This window comes from Parabacteroides gordonii MS-1 = DSM 23371, assembly GCF_000969825.1.
Lineage (GTDB): Bacteria > Bacteroidota > Bacteroidia > Bacteroidales > Tannerellaceae > Parabacteroides > Parabacteroides gordonii.
Window position 1 is genome coordinate 3,283,520 of the sequence record NZ_KQ033919.1, and the last position, 19,315, is coordinate 3,302,834.

General features: G+C 43.5%; 17 protein-coding genes. 6 read left to right on the forward strand and 11 right to left on the reverse strand.

Annotation, left to right across the window (positions count from 1 at the left end; genetic code table 11):
• Positions 1-28: 28 nt before the first annotated feature.
• The 5 genes from HMPREF1536_RS12355 to HMPREF1536_RS12375 form a co-directional block, all read right to left on the reverse strand.
• The gene (locus tag HMPREF1536_RS12355; RefSeq protein ID WP_028729893.1) at positions 29-436 is read right to left on the reverse strand and encodes an ATP-binding protein; all 408 of its coding nucleotides are present in this window, start codon (positions 434-436) and stop codon (positions 29-31) included.
• 19 nt (positions 437-455) lie between these two features.
• Positions 456-2,393: a SpoIIE family protein phosphatase gene (locus HMPREF1536_RS12360; RefSeq protein ID WP_028729892.1), complete on the reverse strand. Its 1,938-nt coding sequence runs from the start codon at positions 2,391-2,393 to the stop codon at positions 456-458.
• Between the two features lie 7 nt (positions 2,394-2,400).
• Complete coding sequence (locus tag HMPREF1536_RS12365; RefSeq protein WP_028729891.1) at positions 2,401-3,339, reverse strand: ABC transporter substrate-binding protein; 939 nt, start codon at positions 3,337-3,339, stop codon at positions 2,401-2,403.
• A 7-nt stretch (positions 3,340-3,346) separates the two neighbouring features.
• Positions 3,347-4,081, reverse strand: a complete 735-nt coding sequence (locus tag HMPREF1536_RS12370) for an anti-sigma factor antagonist (protein ID WP_028729890.1) — start codon at positions 4,079-4,081, stop codon at positions 3,347-3,349.
• Between the two features lie 153 nt (positions 4,082-4,234).
• Positions 4,235-5,422, reverse strand: coding sequence for a helix-turn-helix domain-containing protein (locus tag HMPREF1536_RS12375; protein WP_028729889.1), 1,188 nt, complete (start codon positions 5,420-5,422; stop codon positions 4,235-4,237).
• 102 nt (positions 5,423-5,524) lie between these two features.
• Here HMPREF1536_RS12375 and mnmD point away from each other — a divergent pair, with 102 nt between their 5' ends.
• Positions 5,525-6,181: a tRNA (5-methylaminomethyl-2-thiouridine)(34)-methyltransferase MnmC2 gene (gene mnmD, locus HMPREF1536_RS12380; RefSeq protein ID WP_028729888.1), complete on the forward strand. Its 657-nt coding sequence runs from the start codon at positions 5,525-5,527 to the stop codon at positions 6,179-6,181.
• On the opposite strand, the gene trxA is transcribed toward mnmD, so the two are convergent.
• From trxA to HMPREF1536_RS12395, 3 genes are all read right to left on the reverse strand, one after another.
• The gene (gene trxA / locus HMPREF1536_RS12385; RefSeq protein ID WP_028729887.1) at positions 6,182-6,496 is read right to left on the reverse strand and encodes a thioredoxin; all 315 of its coding nucleotides are present in this window, start codon (positions 6,494-6,496) and stop codon (positions 6,182-6,184) included.
• 73 nt (positions 6,497-6,569) lie between these two features.
• Positions 6,570-10,373, reverse strand: coding sequence for a DNA polymerase III subunit alpha (gene dnaE, locus HMPREF1536_RS12390; RefSeq protein WP_028729886.1), 3,804 nt, complete (start codon positions 10,371-10,373; stop codon positions 6,570-6,572).
• Positions 10,374-10,463: 90 nt separating this feature from the next.
• Positions 10,464-11,360 (reverse strand): hypothetical protein, encoded by an 897-nt coding sequence (locus tag HMPREF1536_RS12395; RefSeq protein WP_052349923.1) that lies wholly within the window; start codon positions 11,358-11,360, stop codon positions 10,464-10,466.
• Positions 11,361-12,414: 1,054 nt separating this feature from the next.
• Between HMPREF1536_RS12395 and HMPREF1536_RS12400 the strand changes: the two genes are divergently transcribed.
• On the forward strand, positions 12,415-13,059 hold the full coding sequence (locus HMPREF1536_RS12400) for a porin family protein (protein ID WP_028729884.1): 645 nt from the start codon (positions 12,415-12,417) through the stop codon (positions 13,057-13,059).
• Between the two features lie 187 nt (positions 13,060-13,246).
• On the opposite strand, the gene HMPREF1536_RS12405 is transcribed toward HMPREF1536_RS12400, so the two are convergent.
• Entirely contained in the window at positions 13,247-13,489 is a 243-nt protein-coding gene (locus tag HMPREF1536_RS12405) for a hypothetical protein (protein WP_028729883.1), read from the reverse strand.
• Between the two features lie 280 nt (positions 13,490-13,769).
• Here HMPREF1536_RS12405 and rplM point away from each other — a divergent pair, with 280 nt between their 5' ends.
• The 4 genes from rplM (at position 13,770) to tsf (ending at position 16,745) form a co-directional block, all read left to right on the forward strand.
• On the forward strand, positions 13,770-14,225 hold the full coding sequence (gene rplM / locus HMPREF1536_RS12410; RefSeq protein WP_028729882.1) for a 50S ribosomal protein L13: 456 nt from the start codon (positions 13,770-13,772) through the stop codon (positions 14,223-14,225).
• A 5-nt stretch (positions 14,226-14,230) separates the two neighbouring features.
• Positions 14,231-14,617 carry a 30S ribosomal protein S9 gene (rpsI, locus tag HMPREF1536_RS12415; RefSeq protein ID WP_028729881.1) on the forward strand — a complete coding sequence of 129 codons (387 nt, stop codon included), beginning with the start codon at positions 14,231-14,233 and terminating at the stop codon, positions 14,615-14,617.
• Positions 14,618-14,753: 136 nt separating this feature from the next.
• Positions 14,754-15,599 carry a 30S ribosomal protein S2 gene (gene rpsB / locus HMPREF1536_RS12420; protein WP_028729880.1) on the forward strand — a complete coding sequence of 282 codons (846 nt, stop codon included), beginning with the start codon at positions 14,754-14,756 and terminating at the stop codon, positions 15,597-15,599.
• Between the two features lie 156 nt (positions 15,600-15,755).
• Positions 15,756-16,745 carry a translation elongation factor Ts gene (gene tsf / locus HMPREF1536_RS12425; RefSeq protein WP_028729879.1) on the forward strand — a complete coding sequence of 330 codons (990 nt, stop codon included), beginning with the start codon at positions 15,756-15,758 and terminating at the stop codon, positions 16,743-16,745.
• Between the two features lie 75 nt (positions 16,746-16,820).
• Here tsf and HMPREF1536_RS12430 read toward each other — a convergent pair whose 3' ends face one another.
• Together HMPREF1536_RS12430 and HMPREF1536_RS12435 are read right to left on the reverse strand one after the other, a co-directional pair.
• On the reverse strand, positions 16,821-18,014 hold the full coding sequence (locus HMPREF1536_RS12430; RefSeq protein WP_028729878.1) for a pyridoxal phosphate-dependent aminotransferase: 1,194 nt from the start codon (positions 18,012-18,014) through the stop codon (positions 16,821-16,823).
• A gap of 81 nt (positions 18,015-18,095) precedes the next feature.
• The gene (locus HMPREF1536_RS12435; protein ID WP_028729877.1) at positions 18,096-19,313 is read right to left on the reverse strand and encodes a bifunctional 3,4-dihydroxy-2-butanone-4-phosphate synthase/GTP cyclohydrolase II; all 1,218 of its coding nucleotides are present in this window, start codon (positions 19,311-19,313) and stop codon (positions 18,096-18,098) included.
• Positions 19,314-19,315: the final 2 nt, after the last annotated feature.

The window sequence follows — 19,315 nt, forward strand, 5'->3', positions numbered from 1 at the left end:
GATCATGTGCGATCCTGTTTGCCTTACTTTACAGGTTCTTTTTCATGATCAGCAGGTTTTCATCATCCAGACGTTGATAAGAAACTTCGTTCATGATGCTGCGGATAAGAAAAATACCAAGTCCGCCGATCGCTCGTTCTTCGATCGGCAAATTGATTTCGGCGTCAGGAACCTGGGTCGGATCGAATAACTGCCCTCTATCTGTTAGTAAAAATATTAGTTGTTGTGGGCAGGAAGTTACCTTCAACAATATTTCATGTTGTTCTCTTTCCGGGTAGGCATACATGATGATATTGGCTACAGCTTCTTCCAGCGCCAGGTTTATATTCATCGTGGTCTCTGAAGACAGATTAAGTTCCTCACCCAATTCTTCAATGAATTCATATAAATGGGATATCTCTGCCAAATCATTGGCTATCCTGATTTCTTTGTTCATTTTCATAATGGATCCTTTCTTATTTACTAGTTTCCGGTTCGTAATGTATTGCTAATATTGTTATGTCATCGCTTTGATCGGCCATTTGTACATGGAAAGCGACCGAGCAAATGATCGTGTTTACCATTGCATGTATATCCTGATGGGTATTGGCAGCCAGTGTTTTTACGAGATTCTTTTCTCCGTATAAATCCTTTGCCGTGTTTTCCGCCTCGGTGATACCGTCGGTGTAAAGGAATATTTTAGTCCCTTTTTCAAGATTGATTATCTCGTCTGAATATACATAATCCGGCATAATACCTGCTATTAAATGCTTTTTCATATCCAGTAACGACACACTTCCGTCGGGGAGGATCAATGCAGGAGGGTTATGTCCTGCGTTGCAAAGTTTCAGTGTCCCGGTCTGTAAGTCTAATATGCCGACAATCAGTGTGATGAACATATTCGACTCATTGTTTTCTGAAATGGAATTGTTCATAGCGGTTACGATTTCAGCGGGTGACTCTATCTTACGGGAGATCGTGCGGAACAAGCTCCGTGCAATGGCCATGAACAAAGATGCCGGAACCCCTTTCCCCGATACATCCCCGATGATAAAGTAAAGTCGATCGCCTTCAATGAAGAAATCATATAAGTCGCCTCCCACTTCTTTAGCCGATTGTAATATGGCATACAAGTCCACATCATGACGCCCCGGAAAAGGTGGAAACGTTTTGGGAACCATTCCCATTTGTATCTCTTTGGCGATAAACAGCTCGCTTTCAATCCGTTCTTTGCTGGCTGTCGTTTCACGTAGCTTGATCACGTAATCGAATAATGACTGTTGCATGTAGGCTAGCGAATCGCGTAAAGTCTTTATTTCATCATGCGAATATACCTGTGGTAACTCTACATTGAACCGGCCGGTAGCAATGACCCGTGCCGATTGTGAGAACTGAGCCAGAGGATTGACTAACCGGCGGATGATGATATAAACAATAAAAAACAGGATCAGCATGCTGGCTAATGAAACAATGATTATATTTTTGGATATGGTATCCAGTTCTTTTAAGATAATATTAGGTGGACAGACATTGCCGACCGACCAGCCGATATGAGGAATAGATGTATAAAAAGTATAGACAGGCTTCCCGTCCAGTTTTATTAAGGCAGTTCCTGTATAGCCGGCCAACATCTCCCTGCCGATCTGTTCTTTTTCCGGATTTCTACTGGCCAGGGCATCGGTTAAGATCGTTTCATTCATTATTTTGTCACGATCGGGGTTTGTTAAGTAACTACCGTTGCGACTCAATAGAAAAGTGAAACTGGAATCATATGGTTTTAACTGCGACACCATGTCTGTGAATTGGGACAGCGAAATGTTAGCTGTAAAGATGGCATAAACTTCCCCAGCCTTATCGTATAGAGGCATAGAAAACGTAGTCATAATGAAATTCCCCCCTCCCTGGTCATAATAAGGTTCACTCCAGTATTTCTGTTTGAGCAACTTAGGGATCAGGTACCAATCCATACAAGGGTAATCATAGCTTGAGCTACCCAGTACCGTGCATTCGGTCTTTCCGTTCATTAGTGAGACATACGGCATGAAATATTTCCCTTTTTCTTTGTAATAGTCGGGTTCGAACGCAATGCCGCTACTTACGATAAGGTCATTGTTTTCGGCTACCGCCGTAATGATACGGAACAATGAGTCCGGCTCGGACAGATTCTCTTCTACCATCCAGCAGGACTGGGCCACGGTTGTCTCAACTGTTTGCAGTAAGTCACCGATCTTGGTAGCCATATTCTGTAATTGCCCGTGTGTATCTTTTATGGCAAAGTCTGTTACCTTTTCACGGCTGTATGTGTAAAATAGTGTGATGATAACGATAAATACCACCAGTGTGAACGATAGTACACAAATGCTCATCCGGCTGGCAAAAGACTTAAGTTGAAAGTATTGTCTGAAAGGATGCATAAGATAGTTATTTAACGAAATCAGTATAATGTATATTCTCTCTTTCCAGCCCATTCAACAGGATATCTGAAGCTGATTCGAAATCTTCCGGACTCAGGAGGTAAGTTCGTTTGTTACAACTTTTATCAACTTGCAACCGGAGAATTTCTTCCATCATTTTACGCTGATGGTAACGGTTGGTTCCGATATTATTTTCGTGCACAATGTCCATCACGATATCCAGTGCTTTCTCTTTGTGTTCGTTGGCCCATTCCCATCCCCGGATACTGGCGCGTACGAGTTTGGGAATGATGTCCGGATGAGCCTGGTAGAATTCATCAGTGACGTATAATCCGTCTTCCGGCAGATCATACCCATAGTCGGAGAAGTGCAGCAGATAAGTATCGTCCGGCCGTAGCCCGTATTCAGCCAGTTGCAAATATTCATTGTAACTGCCTACAAGGCATATATCGACGGCACCGGCCAGAAAAAGATTAACACCGCTGTTGAAACGTATCCATTTGCAGTTGAGTTGGTAACGTGCGGAAATACGATCCAGTAAATTCTGGCTCAGATGGTTCCACACGGCTATATCCTTCTGTTTCAGAGATGTAATGTTATTTAACGGATGACGGCTTACCAGCATCAGGCTGTTCTCCTGCGAGGTCTGCATTATATTGATGATCTTAGCACCGGAAGCACGAGCCGTCAGGGCGAAAGACAAGTTCATAACGGCTACCTGGCTTTTCCCATTCTGCAAGACAGAAAAGGAACTTTCGGAAATGGCCGGATGTATAATACGTACATCGAGCCCTTCTTCTTTGTAGAACCCCATTTTATCTGCCACATAATAACCTGTAAACTGAGCCTGTGCTGTCCACTTTGGTGTGATAGTGATACGCTGTCCCTGTATTGTGGGCACATACAGAAGAATGAGCAACAGGAAGAAAATGTATTGCCTCATCATAGAATCATTAATGTATGGTGAACAGCGATGAACAACCTGTCATATCGAAAATATTGCGGATTTCCGGTAATACGCCTTTAAGTATGAGCTTTCCGTGCAAGCTGTCTACTTTCTTTTGCATCAGGATAAAACAACGCAGGCCGGAACTGCTGATATAGGTCAGTTCTTCGCAATTGAGGATAATTTTTGTCGTGCAGTTATCCAGCACAGGACGGATCACAGATTCGAATTTACGTGCATTCATTGTATCCAGGCGTCCTTCGGCGGTAATAATGACTCCGCCGGCAACTTTACAGATATTGGTATTCAATGTGCTTTCGGGTTCATCGATCGTGCCTAGTCCCTTTGTCAGCATCAGGTAATGTTGTGAACCGTCGGTATGATATGCCACTTCATCCATTGTTCTGAATATCAGGAAAAAACCGAGCCCTCCGGTAAGCATATCTTCTAAGGATGACTTGTCGGAACCTTCAAGCGGCAGTGTCGGGTCGAAAAAAAGCCCGTTGTTTATTATCATACAGTTAATATCTCCGTTTACCTGGCTTATTCTAAGTTTAATTTTACTCTTCTCTCCATTCGGATAAGCATGGTGGATGATGCAACTGACTGCCTCTTCTACCGCAAGGCAAATTTGTCTTGTAGTGGTGGAAGGCAGGAAAAGAGTTACCCCTATCGATTCTAAGAGTCGGGTAATTCTGATTATTTCTGATAGATCGTTTTCAATGATAATTTCTTTCTCCATTTTCTTATTGAGATAATAGTCTGTGTTTATACCGGGATCATTCGTGATGAGCCGCAAAAATAGGAGGAAAGTTTGGAAAGCTTTGTTTATCTTAGGTGTTTGGTTTTGACAAAAGGTATAAATCTTTTTGCAATTCGTATATTCGAAACTGTTTTACTGTAATTTGAGCCACTCTTTGGGTGTCATTCCTGTTACTCGTTTAAAAGTTCTACTGAAACTGGCGACATGCGAGAAGCCGGATTCGGAAGCTACCACCTCCTGCTTCATTAACGGATTTTGCTGCATTAGTTTTTGTGCATAGCCGATACGGCAGCTATTGATATACTCCGAAAAGGTACATTGGTATTTCTCATTTATCAAGCGGGATATATAGCAACGGTTGGTTTGTATCATCGCCGCTACTTCGTCCAGCCGGAGATCGCTTTTCAGGTATATTTTATCTTCTTCGATCAGGTTGGTAAAAAGAGAAACAAGCCTGGGGTTATAGCTTTTTCTTTCTTCACAATCGTCGGTAAGGGGATTGCTGTTTTGTTCTTCGGCAAGATCGGCTTGTGCAAGCTGCCGGGCAAAGTCTTCCGCCGTATATTGGATATGATAGCCGGCATAGGCCAGTATATAGCTGGAGATGGCGAAAAAGATAAATATCGTATTTACATACAACGGACGCGAGTTATAACTGTTCAGGTCGGCCAGTACGGCTATGAATGTAAGCAACGAATAGATCCCGGTAGCTGCAAAAATAAAGTAAAAGTTCCGTTGGAAATGTTCGTCTGGATTGGAATAGAACTCCTTTAGCTGGCGGCGATATTTGATGATACGGTATGAAAAGTAAATAAATGCAACCAGCGTTTGAATGCTTATAACTATAATAAAAAGCACTTCATTCCAGAAATATTGCAGTTTAAACAAAGGATAGTCGGCCGGAAAATGCTTTTCTCCATAGTTAAACAGGTAATCACGGGCATAGATGATGGAGTTTTCTTTTCCCATCAACAAATAACCGGTAGCCGTCAACGCTGTTAGTATGAAGGGAGGTGCAAATGCCGGTATGAGCCACCACCGGAACCTCTTTGTATCCGTCAGCTGCTTGGCATAGACCATGTGGAGCGGATAAAGCATCGGAAGGAAAAATGTATAAATGATGTCCTGCTGATAACGGTTTTCATAATCGGTATCAGACACGAAGAAACTTCCATATATATAGAATACTACAGAACAAAACAACAGATCGATTGCTAAGACCCTCTCGGTCCGACAGCTTTTACCTTTCTTTATCAGCAAGGCGAACGCCCAGAACAGACTGACAAAAGAAGGAGTAGAGAGGATGAAATATTGCAGCATGTATATATGTTACTAGTAATGATTTTGCCCGCAAAAGTAATCAATTCTATATTTTTATATCTTTGCAGAATCAAAAAAATAATGAAAGTGTAAGAAAATCAGATGAGACGAGAACTACAACAGACGGCAGACGGTAGCCATACCTTATTTATTCCCGAAATGGACGAGCATTATCATTCTGTGAACGGGGCGGTACAGGAGTCGCGCCATGTATTTATTGAAGCCGGATTGCATCATCAGGCTAAAAAAGATATAACTGTTTTCGAGATCGGTTTCGGAACGGGACTGAATGCTTTTCTTACGCTACTCGATGCAGAAGAGAATAACCGTACGGTAAACTATTATTCCATCGAACTCTATCCGCTCGAACCGCAGCTTGTACAGGCTCTGAACTATGGCGAAGTGATCTGCCCCGGAAAGAAAGAACTGTTCAGCGCCTTGCATGCAGCCCCGTGGAACGAACCCGCAAACATCACCGGTCATTTTACTTTACATAAGATACAAGGCGACAATAACAGTTGCGAACTGCCCGGAGGAATAGACCTTGTCTATTTTGATGCTTTCGCCCCCGACAAGCAACCTGAAATGTGGAACCAGGAAATATTCAATAATCTATATGTACACATGGCGGAAGGAGGTATCCTGACCACCTATTGTGCCAAAGGAGTAGTACGGCGTATGATGCAAGAGGCCGGGTATTCCGTTGAAAGAATACCCGGCCCCCCGGGAAAGCGCGAAATGCTTCGTGCTATGAAGTAATTATAAAAGTGCGTCGATCTTAGCTACATAAGCAGGCTTCTGTGCTGCACCAACTTGTTTGTCAACCAGTTTTCCGTCCTTAAAGAACAGTACTGTCGGGATATTACGGATTCCGAACTGGGCAACTACGTCATTGTTGTTGTCTACGTCCATCTTTCCGATGGTAACTTTACCTTCATATTCGGTAGCCAATTCATCGATGATCGGACCTACCATGCGGCAAGGACCACACCATTCTGCCCAAAAATCAATGACCATGGGCTTGCCAGAGTTTACCAACTCTTCAAAATTTGCATCTGTAACTTCTAGTGCCATAATTGTATATCTAATTTAAATTGTTCCCAATAAGAGGTGCCAAAAGTACTAATTCTTTCTACACCGCACAACTTTAGCCATTAATTTTAAAATCAATATTTTCGTTCTCCTGAAGGAACTCCACTAGCTTATGCGTTACATTCAGCCGGATATTCTGCGAGAAGAAACTTTGTGAAATATTATGCTCTCCGTCCACCACTCTAAAATATAACAAGCTCTGTCCCGGATTGTTTTTGATCAGCACCGATAATTCATTGACTGTGGGCTCGTCGAGGTCGTGGATTGGCAAGGTGATGCTTATCTTTTCGATCAGCTTGTCTTTTTCGTCCTGCAACAGGCGGATGGAACCGATATTGAAGTCGAGTTCATTCTCGTTCCAGCGGCGGGGTTCTACACGGGCGGTGATGAGCAGGTACATACCGATCTTGCAATACTTGCTGTATTCGATGTAGTTATTACCGAACAGGGCAATTTCGCCACTTCCGGTAAAGTCTTCTATCTTAACTACTCCATAAGGTTTCCCTGTCTTGGTCATACCTTCCCGGAAGTCGGTCACGATACCACCCAGCAACATTTCGCGTCCTTTCAGGCTTTCACGGTCGCTGATCTCGGCCATACCCGTATTACATACATAGGTTAATACGATACGGTATTCGTCCAGCGGGTGGGCGGACAGATAGATGCCTATCAGTTCCTTTTCCTTGTTCAGGCGTTCCAGATCGCTCCAACGCTGGCAGACCGGAATCTCCGGTTTGGAGATGGCAACAAGAAGGTCGTCGCCGCCAAATAAGGAGTTGGCGGCAGAACTCTTATCCATCTGGAATTTATTCCCATAACGCACCAATGTGTCGAGAAAGACTTCGCCTTTACCCGTTTCTGCAAAGAACTGTTCGCGTTGAATACCGAAATTGTCGAAAGCCCCCGCCAGGGCAAGCGATTCGATGTTCTTCTTATTGCAGGAGGAGAGGTTGACACGTTCCACAAAATCGAAAATATTCTTATACGGGCCGTTCTTCTTCCTTTCTTCAATGATATTGAGTACGGCCGACTCGCCAACCCCTTTTACGGCTCCCAGTCCGAAACGGATGTTCTTATTCTTATCTACACTGAACTTCAGGATCGATTCGTTTACGTCCGGCCCTAATACCTGCATACCCATCGCCTTGCATTCGTCCATGAACTTCGTGATATCGACGATATTGGATAAACTTCGGCTCAGTACGGCAGCCATATATTCAGACGGATAGTTCGCCTTCAGGAAAGCAGTCTGGTAAGCCACCCACGAATAACAGGTTGCATGGCTCTTGTTGAAGGCATAGGATGCAAACTTTTCCCAGTCAGACCAGATCTTTTCGAGTGTCTTGGCCGCATGACCGTTCTTCTGACCGCCATCCATAAACTTCGATTTCAGGTGGTTCATCTTGTCGATCAACTTCTTACCCATCGCCTTACGCAGGGCGTCACTCTCACCACGGGTGAAGTTAGCCAGCAAACGCGACAGAAGCATGACCTGTTCCTGATAGACCGTAATACCATAGGTATCTTTCAGATATTTCTCCATGATGGGGATATCATACTCGATCGGTTTACGTCCGTGCTTACGGTCGATAAAGTCGGGAATATAATCCATAGGCCCCGGACGATACAAGGCATTCATGGCGATCAGGTCTTCAAACTTGGAAGGTTGTAACTCCTTCAGGTATTTTTGCATACCTGCGGACTCAAACTGGAATGTTCCGGTGGTCTTACCGTCGCAATACAGTTTATACGTTGCCGGGTCTTCCAGGCTGATATGGTCGATATCCAGGGTATCTCCGGTCGTCAGCCGGATGTTTTCAATCGCTTCTTTGATGATGGACAAGGTTTTCAGTCCCAGGAAGTCCATCTTGATCAGTCCGGTTTCTTCGATTACCGAACCTTCATATTGGGTAACCAGCATCTCTTCGCCGGTTTCTTTATCTTTGGCGGTACTTACCGGAACCACATCCGATATATCATATCGTCCGATGATGACCCCGCAAGCATGTACACCCGTGTTACGCACGTTACCTTCCAGCATCTGTGCATATTTTAATGTATCGCGTGCCAGCGGATCGCTTCCGGTTGCCGCTTCGCGCAGTTCGGGCACGTAGTTGATTGCGTCTTTCAGCTTAAACTTCTTCATGTCCGGTATCTTATCCGGCACCAGCTTGGCCAGGCGGTTCGATTCGGAAAGCGGTAGTTTCTGGACACGAGCTACGTCCTTGATAGCCGATTTGGTTGCCATCGTACCGTAGGTAATGATATGCGCTACCCGGTCGGCACCGTATTTTTCCGTTACCCAGCGCAGCACTTCGCCGCGGCCGTCATCATCGAAGTCGGTATCGATATCGGGAAGGGAGATACGGTCAGGATTCAGGAAACGCTCAAACAGCAGGTCGTATTTGATCGGGTCGATCTTGGTGATCCCCAGACAGTAGGCCACTGCCGAACCGGCAGCCGAACCACGTCCCGGGCCTACCGATACGCCCAGTTGTTCGCGGGCGGCGGCAATAAAGTCTTGCACGATAAGGAAGTAGCCGGGGAAACCCATCGTCTTCATGATGTGCAACTCGAAATCCAGACGTTCTCTAACTTCGTCCGATAAGTCTTCGCCATAACAAATCCTGGCACCGTCGTAAGTCAGCTTCTTCAGATAGTCGGCTTCCAGCTTGATACGGTATAGTTTGTCGTATCCGCCCAGTTTCTTTATCTTGTCTTTTGCATCGTCTTCGCTCAATACCACATTTCCGTTCTCATCGCGGGTAAACTCTTCAAACAGGTCTTGTTCGGAGTATTTTTCGCGGTATGACTCTTCGCTGCCGAATTCTTCGGGAATAGCGAAGGTCGGCATGATAGGGCCGCTGTCGATCGAGTAGAACTCTACCTTGTCGGCAATCTCGAGCGTATTGCTGAGTGCTTCCGGCAGGTCGGCGAAGATGGTATTCATTTCGGCCGTCGTCTTCATCCATTCCTGTTTGGAGTAGCGCATGCGGGTCGGGTCGTCGAGGTCTTTCCCTGTACTCAGGCAGATCAGACGGTCGTGTGCCTCGGCGTCTTCCGCATTCACGAAATGGACGTCGTTGGTTGCAATCAGCTTGACATTATGTTTACGTGCCAGTTCGATCAGCACTTTGTTTACTTCCTGTTGTTTGGGATAGGTGGTGCAGTCGGCGTTCGGGTCGTGTGTCTCGTGCCGTTGCATTTCCAGGTAATAATCTTCGCCAAACAGGTTTTTGAACCATTGGATCGACTCTTCCGCCTTATCTATCCGGTCGTGCATGATGTGCTGCGGGATTTCTCCCCCCAGACAGGCCGAACAGACGATCAGGTCTTCATGATACTTTTCGATCAGTTCATGGTCGATACGCGGACGTCCGTAGAAACCTTCCGTCCACGAGATGGATACCATCTTGATCAGGTTCTTGTAGCCGTTCATATTCTTAGCCAGCACGATCAAGTGGTAACCGCTTCGGTCTTCCTTCGTCGTTTTATTATGCCTTCCGTTGCGTGCACAATAACATTCGCAGCCGATAATAGGCTTGAATATCTTTTTCTTTTCCGCTTCTATCAGTCCCGGTAGCTCCTGAAGGTGTGCCTGTTCTTCGGCGGTAAGTTCTTCTTTTGCTTTGAGTGCTTTGAGTTCTTTTTCAAAACCTTTGATAGCTCCGAGCGGTTTGCTGTTCCTTTTCGAAACTTTGTTGAAGAACTCTTTTATACCGAACATGTTACCGTGGTCGGTAACGGCAATGGCGTTCATCCCATCCTTTTGTGCCTTGTCGATCAAGGCGTCAATAGAGGCTTGTCCATCCAGCAGCGAATACTGGGTATGGACATGTAAATGTATAAATGGTTCCATATCTATGTTTGAAAGACTTTTTATTTTACCAAACAAAGATACTACATTTGTTTGGTAAAATAAATGTAGATTTCCAAAACAGGCCTGTCTTTAACTATCCTGTTTGAAAGTTTCCTCAAACCGTAGCATTAATGCGGGTGGTGTGATCTGGTGTATCAGTTCGTTTTTCACAAACAGATAGTTGCATAGATAAATAATGTTATTAAATGATATATCCATCCGGAGATCATGCTTGATCAGTTCATGCAGGATAAGAGAACGCTCTATCTTATAGAAGGCTTTAGCCAGCTCTTTATCGAAATTGAAAAGAGTGATGATATCCGGCGAAAGCGGTTCGAGGGTGAACCGCAGGCGAAACTTATTCCGCAGCATTCCCGTCCAGTTCCGGCTCTTATAATGCTGATAGGAAATTTCCTCAAACAGTTTGAAGAGCGTACGGTCGCTGGTCTCGAGTGTGGCGTGAATGCCGTTCAGCATGATGGACTCGTCTTCCAGCGATTGCCATTCCTTTTTGCATTTATACCGCATGTTGTGTTCTATTTCGTGCCATCCTTCCGAAAGCGTAGTACGTACCTGTATCTCGAAGGTGGAATCGATCCGCTTAAAACTTTCGCTATAACGGTTCTTCCAGGTGTTGAACTCTTTCAGTTGTTCGTTTTGCAGCCGGCAGACCATATTGATACGTACCGGATTGAAATTAGCGATGTCCATCTTGTCATGCTCCAGATCTATCACATCGAAAATAGAGGAGAAATAGTCTATCAGCACATCGATGTCTTCGCTGAAGTACGTCATTACCCGTATCCCGATCACATCCTGAATCAGTTTACCGCTTTCCTGATAATTTTTCCTGTTAATCTTCTCGTTGATAGAGTCATTGCTTTTAATTCTTGAGTAGATGCGGTATAAAAGGCCTGTGCGGCCTAAATTCGACTCTATCATTTCTTTCAAATCCTGTTCAATCAGGATCAACCCTTCATAAATCATCGTCAACCTATTAAAATGAATAAATAATAATCGAAACAATCTTTTTGTGTTTCAAATAAACGGGATTATTCCGGATGTTGTCATTTCGGGGGCTTTCTTTTAGATAAAAATAAGAGATAACGGATTCGTCTAACATCTGTTAGTTAATAGGTTACCTTAGCTATTAATATACATATTATTTGCCTGATTTTAGTTATTTTCTACAACTGGTGATGGATGGTGATTATCTATCTGATCTGCATGATCTATGTTATTATTAATACGCCTTCATTGCCTTCATATGGCCTTACGTCTTTTGATTAACAATGCATACAATATGAACCCGCTTGCACTTTTACCTTCATACTGCTTTCATTCAGCCTTCATGTCTCGTTTGAGTTTAAATTGATCGCAATGATGAGTTTCTTGTCTTTATAATCTATGGCTGAGAATTAAGGGCTTTGCATAGGAATATTAAGGTGCTGGCATGTGACTATTAGTTACTTTTGTCCTCTATTTTGAATAAGTAAGGTATGCTTTACTTATATGTAAGGCTAGTATTGCTAATATGTAAGGCATGCCTTTCTTTTTTGCAAAGTTAATATTACAGATATAAAAGTAGGGAGAAAAGGGAATAATTGTAGGGAAGAAAAAGGTTAGTTTTCCCGTGCAAAGGGCTTGGTTTTCGTGAGGCATTTTATTGGGATATAGAAAGCTATTTCCTGTCCTCGGAATAATGCCGGTATAGAAGGTGGAAAAGATAAACTATACGAAGATCCATGAAGGCCGAATGAAAGCGATATGAAGGCGAAAGAACAAGCGGGTTCATATTGTATGGATTGTTAATCAAAAGACGTAAGGCCATATGAAGGCATGAAGGCGGATTGTGTATAAACTTTTTTCGTCTCATATATTAATGTACGCATTCGTACATTAAATTTAAATTTGACTGCGCAGTGATATCGGACAAGAATCAACCCAAAAAAGAATTTGATCAATGATACGTTAAAATGATAGAAGAAGTATCATCATTAGAAAAAAAAACTATCTTTGCTCGTAGAAAAGTGTATTTAGTATGAAAAAGATCGGATTGGTAATTATTTTGGTGATGTTGATGATCGTGCCGGCCACTGCACAGGTTACGTTTGGTGTGCGTGGGGGATTGGCCTATTCTTCTTTGGTGCAGAAAATAGATAATAATTATCGGTCGGGAGCACGTTTCGGATTCAGTGTAGCCGGACTTACAAACATCCCTTTATATAAAAGGTTGTCGTTGCAGCCGGAAGTCGCTTTTGTGCATCAGGGTGGAAATTACCTTTCCAATATACCGGATGAAGAAGGTACCGGACGTCTTTATCCGAAAACTAAATGTAACTACTATTCTATTCTTGTGCCTGTCAATCTGGTATATACCTTCCAGTTTACCGATGTTTATTTCAGTGTGATGGCTGGCCCTGCTGTCGATTTCTCCCTGTTTGGAAAAATGAGGACAAAGGAAAATGTGGATACCGATATCGTTTTCGGCAAATCCGGCGAAGCCGACCTTCAGACGTTCGATCTGGGAGTTAACCTCGGATTGCAGGTGGAATACTCTAATTTCTTCTTTTCCGTATCTGCCCTTTGCGGAACGCTCGACCGCCGTACCTCTAAACATGACGGCGAATCATCACTCTATCAAAATAATGTAACTTTCTCGTTGGGGTATTATTTCCGTAAGTAGCAAATACATTATAATAAAAAAAAGCCCTGTGCTTAACACAGAGCTTTGGCTTATATTCTGAAAAAGAAATTCTTTTTATAAATCGTCCAGCCATTTTTTGCCCGGTTTAGTGTAGAGCCAAGCAAGGAAAGCTCCGGCAACCACACAACCTACCATGAAAAATAAAACTAATCCATTCATATATAATCTATTTTAATATTTTATTGCCAATCCACGCTAATAAATATGTAAACGAACCACCAAATACAATCATCAGCCAACCACTGGAATCACTTATATCCTTTTGAAGAATAAGCATTTCTCCCAGAACAATGGCGACGAACATCAATTTTGACAAATCGTAGAAGTACTTTGCCAGTACTTCTCTACGGATTTTGTCCTTTTCCCGGCCTTCCCGTTTTACCTCTTGCTGTTTCTCCCACGTTCCCATATTACAAATATACGAATTAATAAAAGACGCGGAATCTTTTTACCTTAAAAATGTGTGTTCATATTTAGTATCCTTTCTCTCTTAACGGTTCATAATGAAAAAGATGTACAAAAGTTTTGTATTTCGAAGAAAAGCCGTACCTTTGCAAGCCGAATATTATCAAATTGTACTAAGGGTTTAGTTTTTAGCACATTATTACGTCAAGTGTCCGTAGTGATAATGGTAGTGAGAAACTAAGCGCTTGTTTTTTAGAGTTATTAATTAATTAATTTATTAAGCAGTGGATACTTTAAGTTTTAAGACCATTTCTGCAAACAAAGCAACTGTAAACAAAGAGTGGGTCATCGTTGACGCTGATGGACAGACTTTGGGACGTCTTTGTGCAAAAGTAGCAAAACTTTTGCGCGGTAAGTATAAACCCAATTTCACTCCTCATGTTGATTGTGGTGATAATGTAATCATTATCAATGCAGATAAAATCGTTCTGACTGGTAACAAGTGGAACGACCGTGTTTATTTGAGATATACCGGATATCCCGGTGGACAGATCGCATATTCTCCTGCAGATTTGATGCAGAAGGGCGAAGATCGTCTGTTCAGAAAAGTAGTAAAGGGTATGTTGCCTAAAAATCGTCTGGGTGCAAAGTTACTGGGTAACTTATATGTATATGCAGGAACAGAGCACAAACACGAAGCTCAACAACCTAAGTCAATCGATATAAACTCACTTAAATAATAACTATGGAAGTAGTAAATGCAATAGGAAGACGTAAAGCAGCAGTTGCTCGCGTATTCGTAAGCGAAGGAACGGGAAAGATAACTATCAACAAACGTGATCTTGCAAATTACTTTCCTTCTACAATCCTTCAGTTCATTGTTAAGCAACCGCTTGCAAAGCTGAATGTTGAAGAACAATATGACATCAAGATCAACCTTGACGGTGGTGGTTTCAAAGGTCAGTCAGAAGCTGCTCGTTTGGCTATCGCTCGTGCTTTGATCAAGATTAATCCGGAAGATAAACCTGCGTTGAGAGCAGAAGGTTTCGTAACTCGCGATCCTCGTGCTGTTGAACGTAAGAAACCGGGTCAGCCAAAAGCTCGTAAGAGATTCCAGTTCAGCAAACGTTAATGTTATTTGTGAGTTTCTTACAAGGACAAAGCGTTTAGTATCTAAATTGTCGGGATTTCTTTTGCATGCAGACATGCCGGAGAACTACCTGATAGTTGAAAATTAAACAGAAAGTAAACGATTTAAAAAGAAAAAAATGTCAAGAGTTAATTTTGATCAGTTATTAGAAGCTGGTGTACACTTCGGACACTTGAAGAGAAAGTGGAATCCCGCTATGGCTCCTTATATCTTTATGGAGCGCAATGGTATTCATATCATTGATTTATATAAAACAGTTGCTAAAGTAGATGAAGCAGCAGAAGTAATGAAGAACCTGGCTAAACAGGGAAAGAAAGTACTTTTCGTTGCTACTAAAAAACAAGCAAAACAAGTTGTCGCTGATAAGGCTGCTTCTGTAGGTATGCCTTACGTTATCGAACGCTGGCCGGGTGGTATGTTGACTAACTTCCCGACTATCCGTAAAGCCATCAAAAAGATGACTACTATCGATAAGATGACAAAAGACGGTACATTTGATAATCTGTCAAAAAGAGAAAAACTTCAGATCACTCGTCAGCGTGCTAAGCTGGAAAAGACTTTAGGTTCTATCGTAGACCTGACTCGTCTTCCGTCTGCTTTGTTCGTTGTTGACGTAATGAAAGAACATATCGCAGTTCGCGAAGCTAACCGTCTGGGTATCCCTGTATTCGGTATGGTTGATACGAACTCTGACCCTAACAACATTGACTACGTAATCCCGGCTAACGACGACGCTACTAAATCAGTAGAAGTTATCTTAGGCGCTATCTGCGAAGCAATGAACGAAGGTCTGCAGGAACGCAAAGCTGAAAAGATCGATACGGAAGCTGCCGGCGAAGGTGAAGCTCCCAGAAGAGATCGTAAGGCAAAAGCTACTGTAAAGAAAGAACGTACTAAGAAAGAAGACGAAGAAGCGTTGAACGCAAATGTTGCTGGAAAGTACGCTAAAGATATCGAAGAATAATTTAATTGACAATTGACAGTTGACAATTGACAATTAGAATACAAAATACAATGGGCAATAGGCTTTTGACAGTTAAGTTCTTAGGACTTGTCAATTGTCCATTGTCCATTGTTGGTTTTTAGAATAGTATAAACAATTAAATAAGGAAATAAGATTATGGCTGTAACTATGGCTGATATTACCAAGCTGCGCAAAATGAGTGGAGCTGGTATGATGGACTGCAAGAAGGCGTTGACCGAATCTGATGGTGACATCGAAAAAGCAATGGAAATTATCCGTAAAAAAGGACAGGCTATCGCTGCTAAGCGTTCTGACCGTGACGCTGCCGAAGGTTGCGTATTAGCTAAAAAGGATGGCGGTTTCGCTGCTACTATCGCTTTGAAGTGTGAAACTGACTTCGTAGCTAAGAACGAAGATTTCATCGCTTTGACTCAGGCTATTCTGGATGCTGCTGTGGCTAACAAGTGTCAGACATTGGATGAAATAAAAGCATTGCCTATGGGTAATGGTACTATCCAGGACGCTGTTACTGACCGTAGCGGTATCACTGGCGAGAAAATGGAACTGGACGGTTACAACGTAGTAGAAGGTGCTTATACAACTGTGTACAACCACATGGGTAAGAACCAACTTTGTACAATCGTTGCTTTCAATAAGGAATCAGAAAGTGTTGCTCACAACATCGCTATGCAGATCGCTGCTATGAATCCTATCGCTATTGACGAAGCCGGTGTTCCTGAATCTGTAAAGGAACAGGAAATCCAGGTGGCTATCGAAAAGACTAAAGCTGAACAGGTTCAGAAAGCTGTAGAAGCTGCTTTGAAGAAAGCTGGTATCAATCCTTCACATGTGGATAGCGAAGACCATATGGAAAGTAATATGGCTAAAGGCTGGATTACTGCTGAAGACGTAGCAAAAGCTAAAGAAATTATTGCTACTGTTTCTGCTGAAAAGGCTGCTAATCTGCCGGAACAAATGATTCAGAACATCGCTAAAGGTCGTCTTAGCAAATTCTTGAAAGAAGTTTGCTTGCTGAACCAGGAAGATATCATGGATGGCAAAAAGACTGTAGCGGAAACAATGAAGGAAGCAGATCCTGAATTGAAGATCGTTGCTTTCAAACGCTTCACTTTGCGTGCTGAATAATTTACAGCGGTAAATAAGATAATAAAAAAGGCTGTCCGCAATGGACAGCCTTTTTTTATAGAGTTTCGTTGATTGTTATTTTAATTTTGTCAGCGCATCTTTGATACGTTTGATCGCTTCAACGATCTTTTCGTCGCTGGTAGCATAACTCATACGGATACATTCGGGAGCACCGAAAGAAGTTCCGCCTACACAAGCTACGTGTGCTGCATCCAACAGGTACAATGCCAGGTCGTCAGCATTTTTGATGGTAGTCTGACCGTCTGTTTTACCGAAGTAGTAGCTGCATTTCGGGAACAGGTAGAAAGCACCTTCCGGCTTGTTGATTTCGAATCCCGGAACATCTTTAGCCAAAGATACGATCAGGTCGCGACGGCGTTCGAATGCTTTACGCATTTCTTCAACCGGAGCCTGTGTGCCTGTATAAGCAACTTCAGCAGCCACCTGTGATACGGAACAAGGGCCTGATGTATATTGTCCCTGTAGTTTGTTTACGGCTTTAACGATCCATTCCGGGCCGGCAATGAAACCGATACGCCAACCTGTCATGGCATATGCTTTGGAAACACCGTTTACAATAACGGTACGATCCTTCATGCCTTCAACAGAAGCGATACTGTGATGTTTGCCGATATAGTTGATATGTTCGTAGATCTCGTCGGCAATAACGATGATTTCCGGATATTTCTTCAATACTTCTGCCAGACCGGCTAACTCTTCTGCACTGTAAACAGAGCCTGTAGGATTGGAAGGAGAGCAGAGGATCAATGCTTTTGTCTTCGGTGTGATAGCTGCTTCCAACTGAGCCGGAGTGATCTTGAAGTCCTGCTCGATGCCGGCCGGAACAATTACCGGCGTACCTTCAGCCAGCTTAACCATTTCAGGGTAACTAACCCAGAACGGTGCCGGGATAATTACTTCGTCGCCCGGATTCACCAATACCAGGATCGTATTACAAACGGATTGTTTAGCTCCGTTCGCACAAGAGATTTGATTGGCTGTATATTCCAATCCATTTTCATTCTTCAGCTTGGCAACGATCGCATTGCGTAATGCGGGATAGCCCGGAACCGGTGAATAACGTGAGAAGTTGTCATCTACCGCTTTCTTAGCTGCTTCCTTGATGTGATCGGGTGTGTTGAAATCAGGTTCTCCCACACTCAGGTTGATAACATCGATACCTTGTGCTTTGAGCTCATTGCTCTTTTGAGACATCGCCAATGTTGCCGAAGGCGATAAACTTGCTAAACGATCTGAAACTTGTGTCATGACACTGCTGTTTGTATAGGTTATTTTAAATTGTTGCGACAAAAGTAATTAATAATCGGAATCCTTGCAACAAATTGCTAATTATTTGATGTTGTGAAGTACATGTCCCATACGCTCCTTCTTTGTCTTCATATAAAACTCGTTATATTTATTAGGAGTTACTTCGATAGGAACATTTTCCGCAATCGTCAAACCGTAGGCTTCGAGGCCGACACGTTTTATCGGGTTGTTGGTCATCAGGCGCATTTTGGTGATACCGATGTGTTTCAGTATCTGTGCTCCGACACCATAATCGCGCTCGTCAGCCTGGTGTCCCAGATGTAGGTTGGCATCTACCGTATCCAATCCTTCTTCCTGGAGTTTATAGGCTTTCATTTTATCCATCAGGCCGATACCGCGTCCTTCCTGGTTCAGGTAGACGATGGCGCCGCGTCCTTCTTTCTCGATCATTTTCATGGCTCTGTGGAGCTGTTCGCCGCATTCGCAACGCATTGAACCGAAGATGTCGCCGGTGGCGCAGGATGAATGAACCCGTACCAATACAGGTTCTTCACCGGAGATATCTCCTTTTATCAAAGCAATATGCTCCAGTCCGTTGCTTTTCTGGCGGAACGGGATCAGATGGAAATGGCCGTATTGTGTCGGCATATCCACTTCCACGCCTTTGTCGACGATCGATTCAGTCTTCAGCCGGTAAGCGATCAGGTCTTTGATACAAATAATTTTGATATCGAATTTCTTCGCAACTTCTATCAGTTGGGGCAGACGGGCCATTGTTCCGTCTTCATTGATGATCTCGATCAGAGCTCCGGCAGGAAAGAGTCCGGCCAGGCGAGCCAGGTCGACTGCCGCTTCCGTATGTCCGGCACGGCGAAGTACCCCGCGTGAACGGGCGCGAAGTGGGTTGATATGTCCCGGACGTCCTAGATCAGAGGGTTTCGTCTGGGGATCAGCCAAAGCGCGGATCGTCTCTGCGCGGTCGAACATGGAAACACCGGTTGTACAACCGCCGCCCAGCTTATCGACAGTCACAGTGAAAGGAGTTTCCAGCATAGAGGTGTTTCTGGCAACCTGCATGTCCAGATCCAACTCCTGGCAACGTTCTTCTGTGATCGGAGCGCATAAGACGCCGCGACCGTATGTCATCATGAAATTTACTTTTTCGGGAGTAATCTTTTCTGCAGCAACAATAAAGTCTCCCTCGTTCTCGCGATCTTCGTCGTCGACTACGATCAGGAATTTTCCTTCGCGGAAATCTTCAATTGCTTCTTCGATGGTGTTTAATCTGAAATCACTCATAT

Excerpts from the sequence above, each read along its gene's own strand:
- HMPREF1536_RS12355 (WP_028729893.1), bottom strand. The coding sequence starts at position 436 with ATGAACAAAGAAATCAGGATAGCCAATGATTTGGCAGAGATATCCCAT.
- HMPREF1536_RS12360 (WP_028729892.1), bottom strand. The coding sequence starts at position 2,393 with ATGCATCCTTTCAGACAATACTTTCAACTTAAGTCTTTTGCCAGCCGG.
- HMPREF1536_RS12365 (WP_028729891.1), bottom strand. The coding sequence starts at position 3,339 with ATGATGAGGCAATACATTTTCTTCCTGTTGCTCATTCTTCTGTATGTG.
- HMPREF1536_RS12370 (WP_028729890.1), bottom strand. The coding sequence starts at position 4,081 with ATGGAGAAAGAAATTATCATTGAAAACGATCTATCAGAAATAATCAGA.
- HMPREF1536_RS12375 (WP_028729889.1), bottom strand. The coding sequence starts at position 5,422 with ATGCTGCAATATTTCATCCTCTCTACTCCTTCTTTTGTCAGTCTGTTC.
- mnmD (WP_028729888.1), top strand. The coding sequence starts at position 5,525 with ATGAGACGAGAACTACAACAGACGGCAGACGGTAGCCATACCTTATTT.
- trxA (WP_028729887.1), bottom strand. The coding sequence starts at position 6,496 with ATGGCACTAGAAGTTACAGATGCAAATTTTGAAGAGTTGGTAAACTCT.
- dnaE (WP_028729886.1), bottom strand. The coding sequence starts at position 10,373 with ATGGAACCATTTATACATTTACATGTCCATACCCAGTATTCGCTGCTG.
- HMPREF1536_RS12395 (WP_052349923.1), bottom strand. The coding sequence starts at position 11,360 with ATGATTTATGAAGGGTTGATCCTGATTGAACAGGATTTGAAAGAAATG.
- HMPREF1536_RS12400 (WP_028729884.1), top strand. The coding sequence starts at position 12,415 with ATGAAAAAGATCGGATTGGTAATTATTTTGGTGATGTTGATGATCGTG.
- HMPREF1536_RS12405 (WP_028729883.1), bottom strand. The coding sequence starts at position 13,489 with ATGGGAACGTGGGAGAAACAGCAAGAGGTAAAACGGGAAGGCCGGGAA.
- rpsI (WP_028729881.1), top strand. The coding sequence starts at position 14,231 with ATGGAAGTAGTAAATGCAATAGGAAGACGTAAAGCAGCAGTTGCTCGC.
- rpsB (WP_028729880.1), top strand. The coding sequence starts at position 14,754 with ATGTCAAGAGTTAATTTTGATCAGTTATTAGAAGCTGGTGTACACTTC.
- tsf (WP_028729879.1), top strand. The coding sequence starts at position 15,756 with ATGGCTGTAACTATGGCTGATATTACCAAGCTGCGCAAAATGAGTGGA.
- HMPREF1536_RS12430 (WP_028729878.1), bottom strand. The coding sequence starts at position 18,014 with ATGACACAAGTTTCAGATCGTTTAGCAAGTTTATCGCCTTCGGCAACA.
- HMPREF1536_RS12435 (WP_028729877.1), bottom strand. The coding sequence starts at position 19,313 with ATGAGTGATTTCAGATTAAACACCATCGAAGAAGCAATTGAAGATTTC.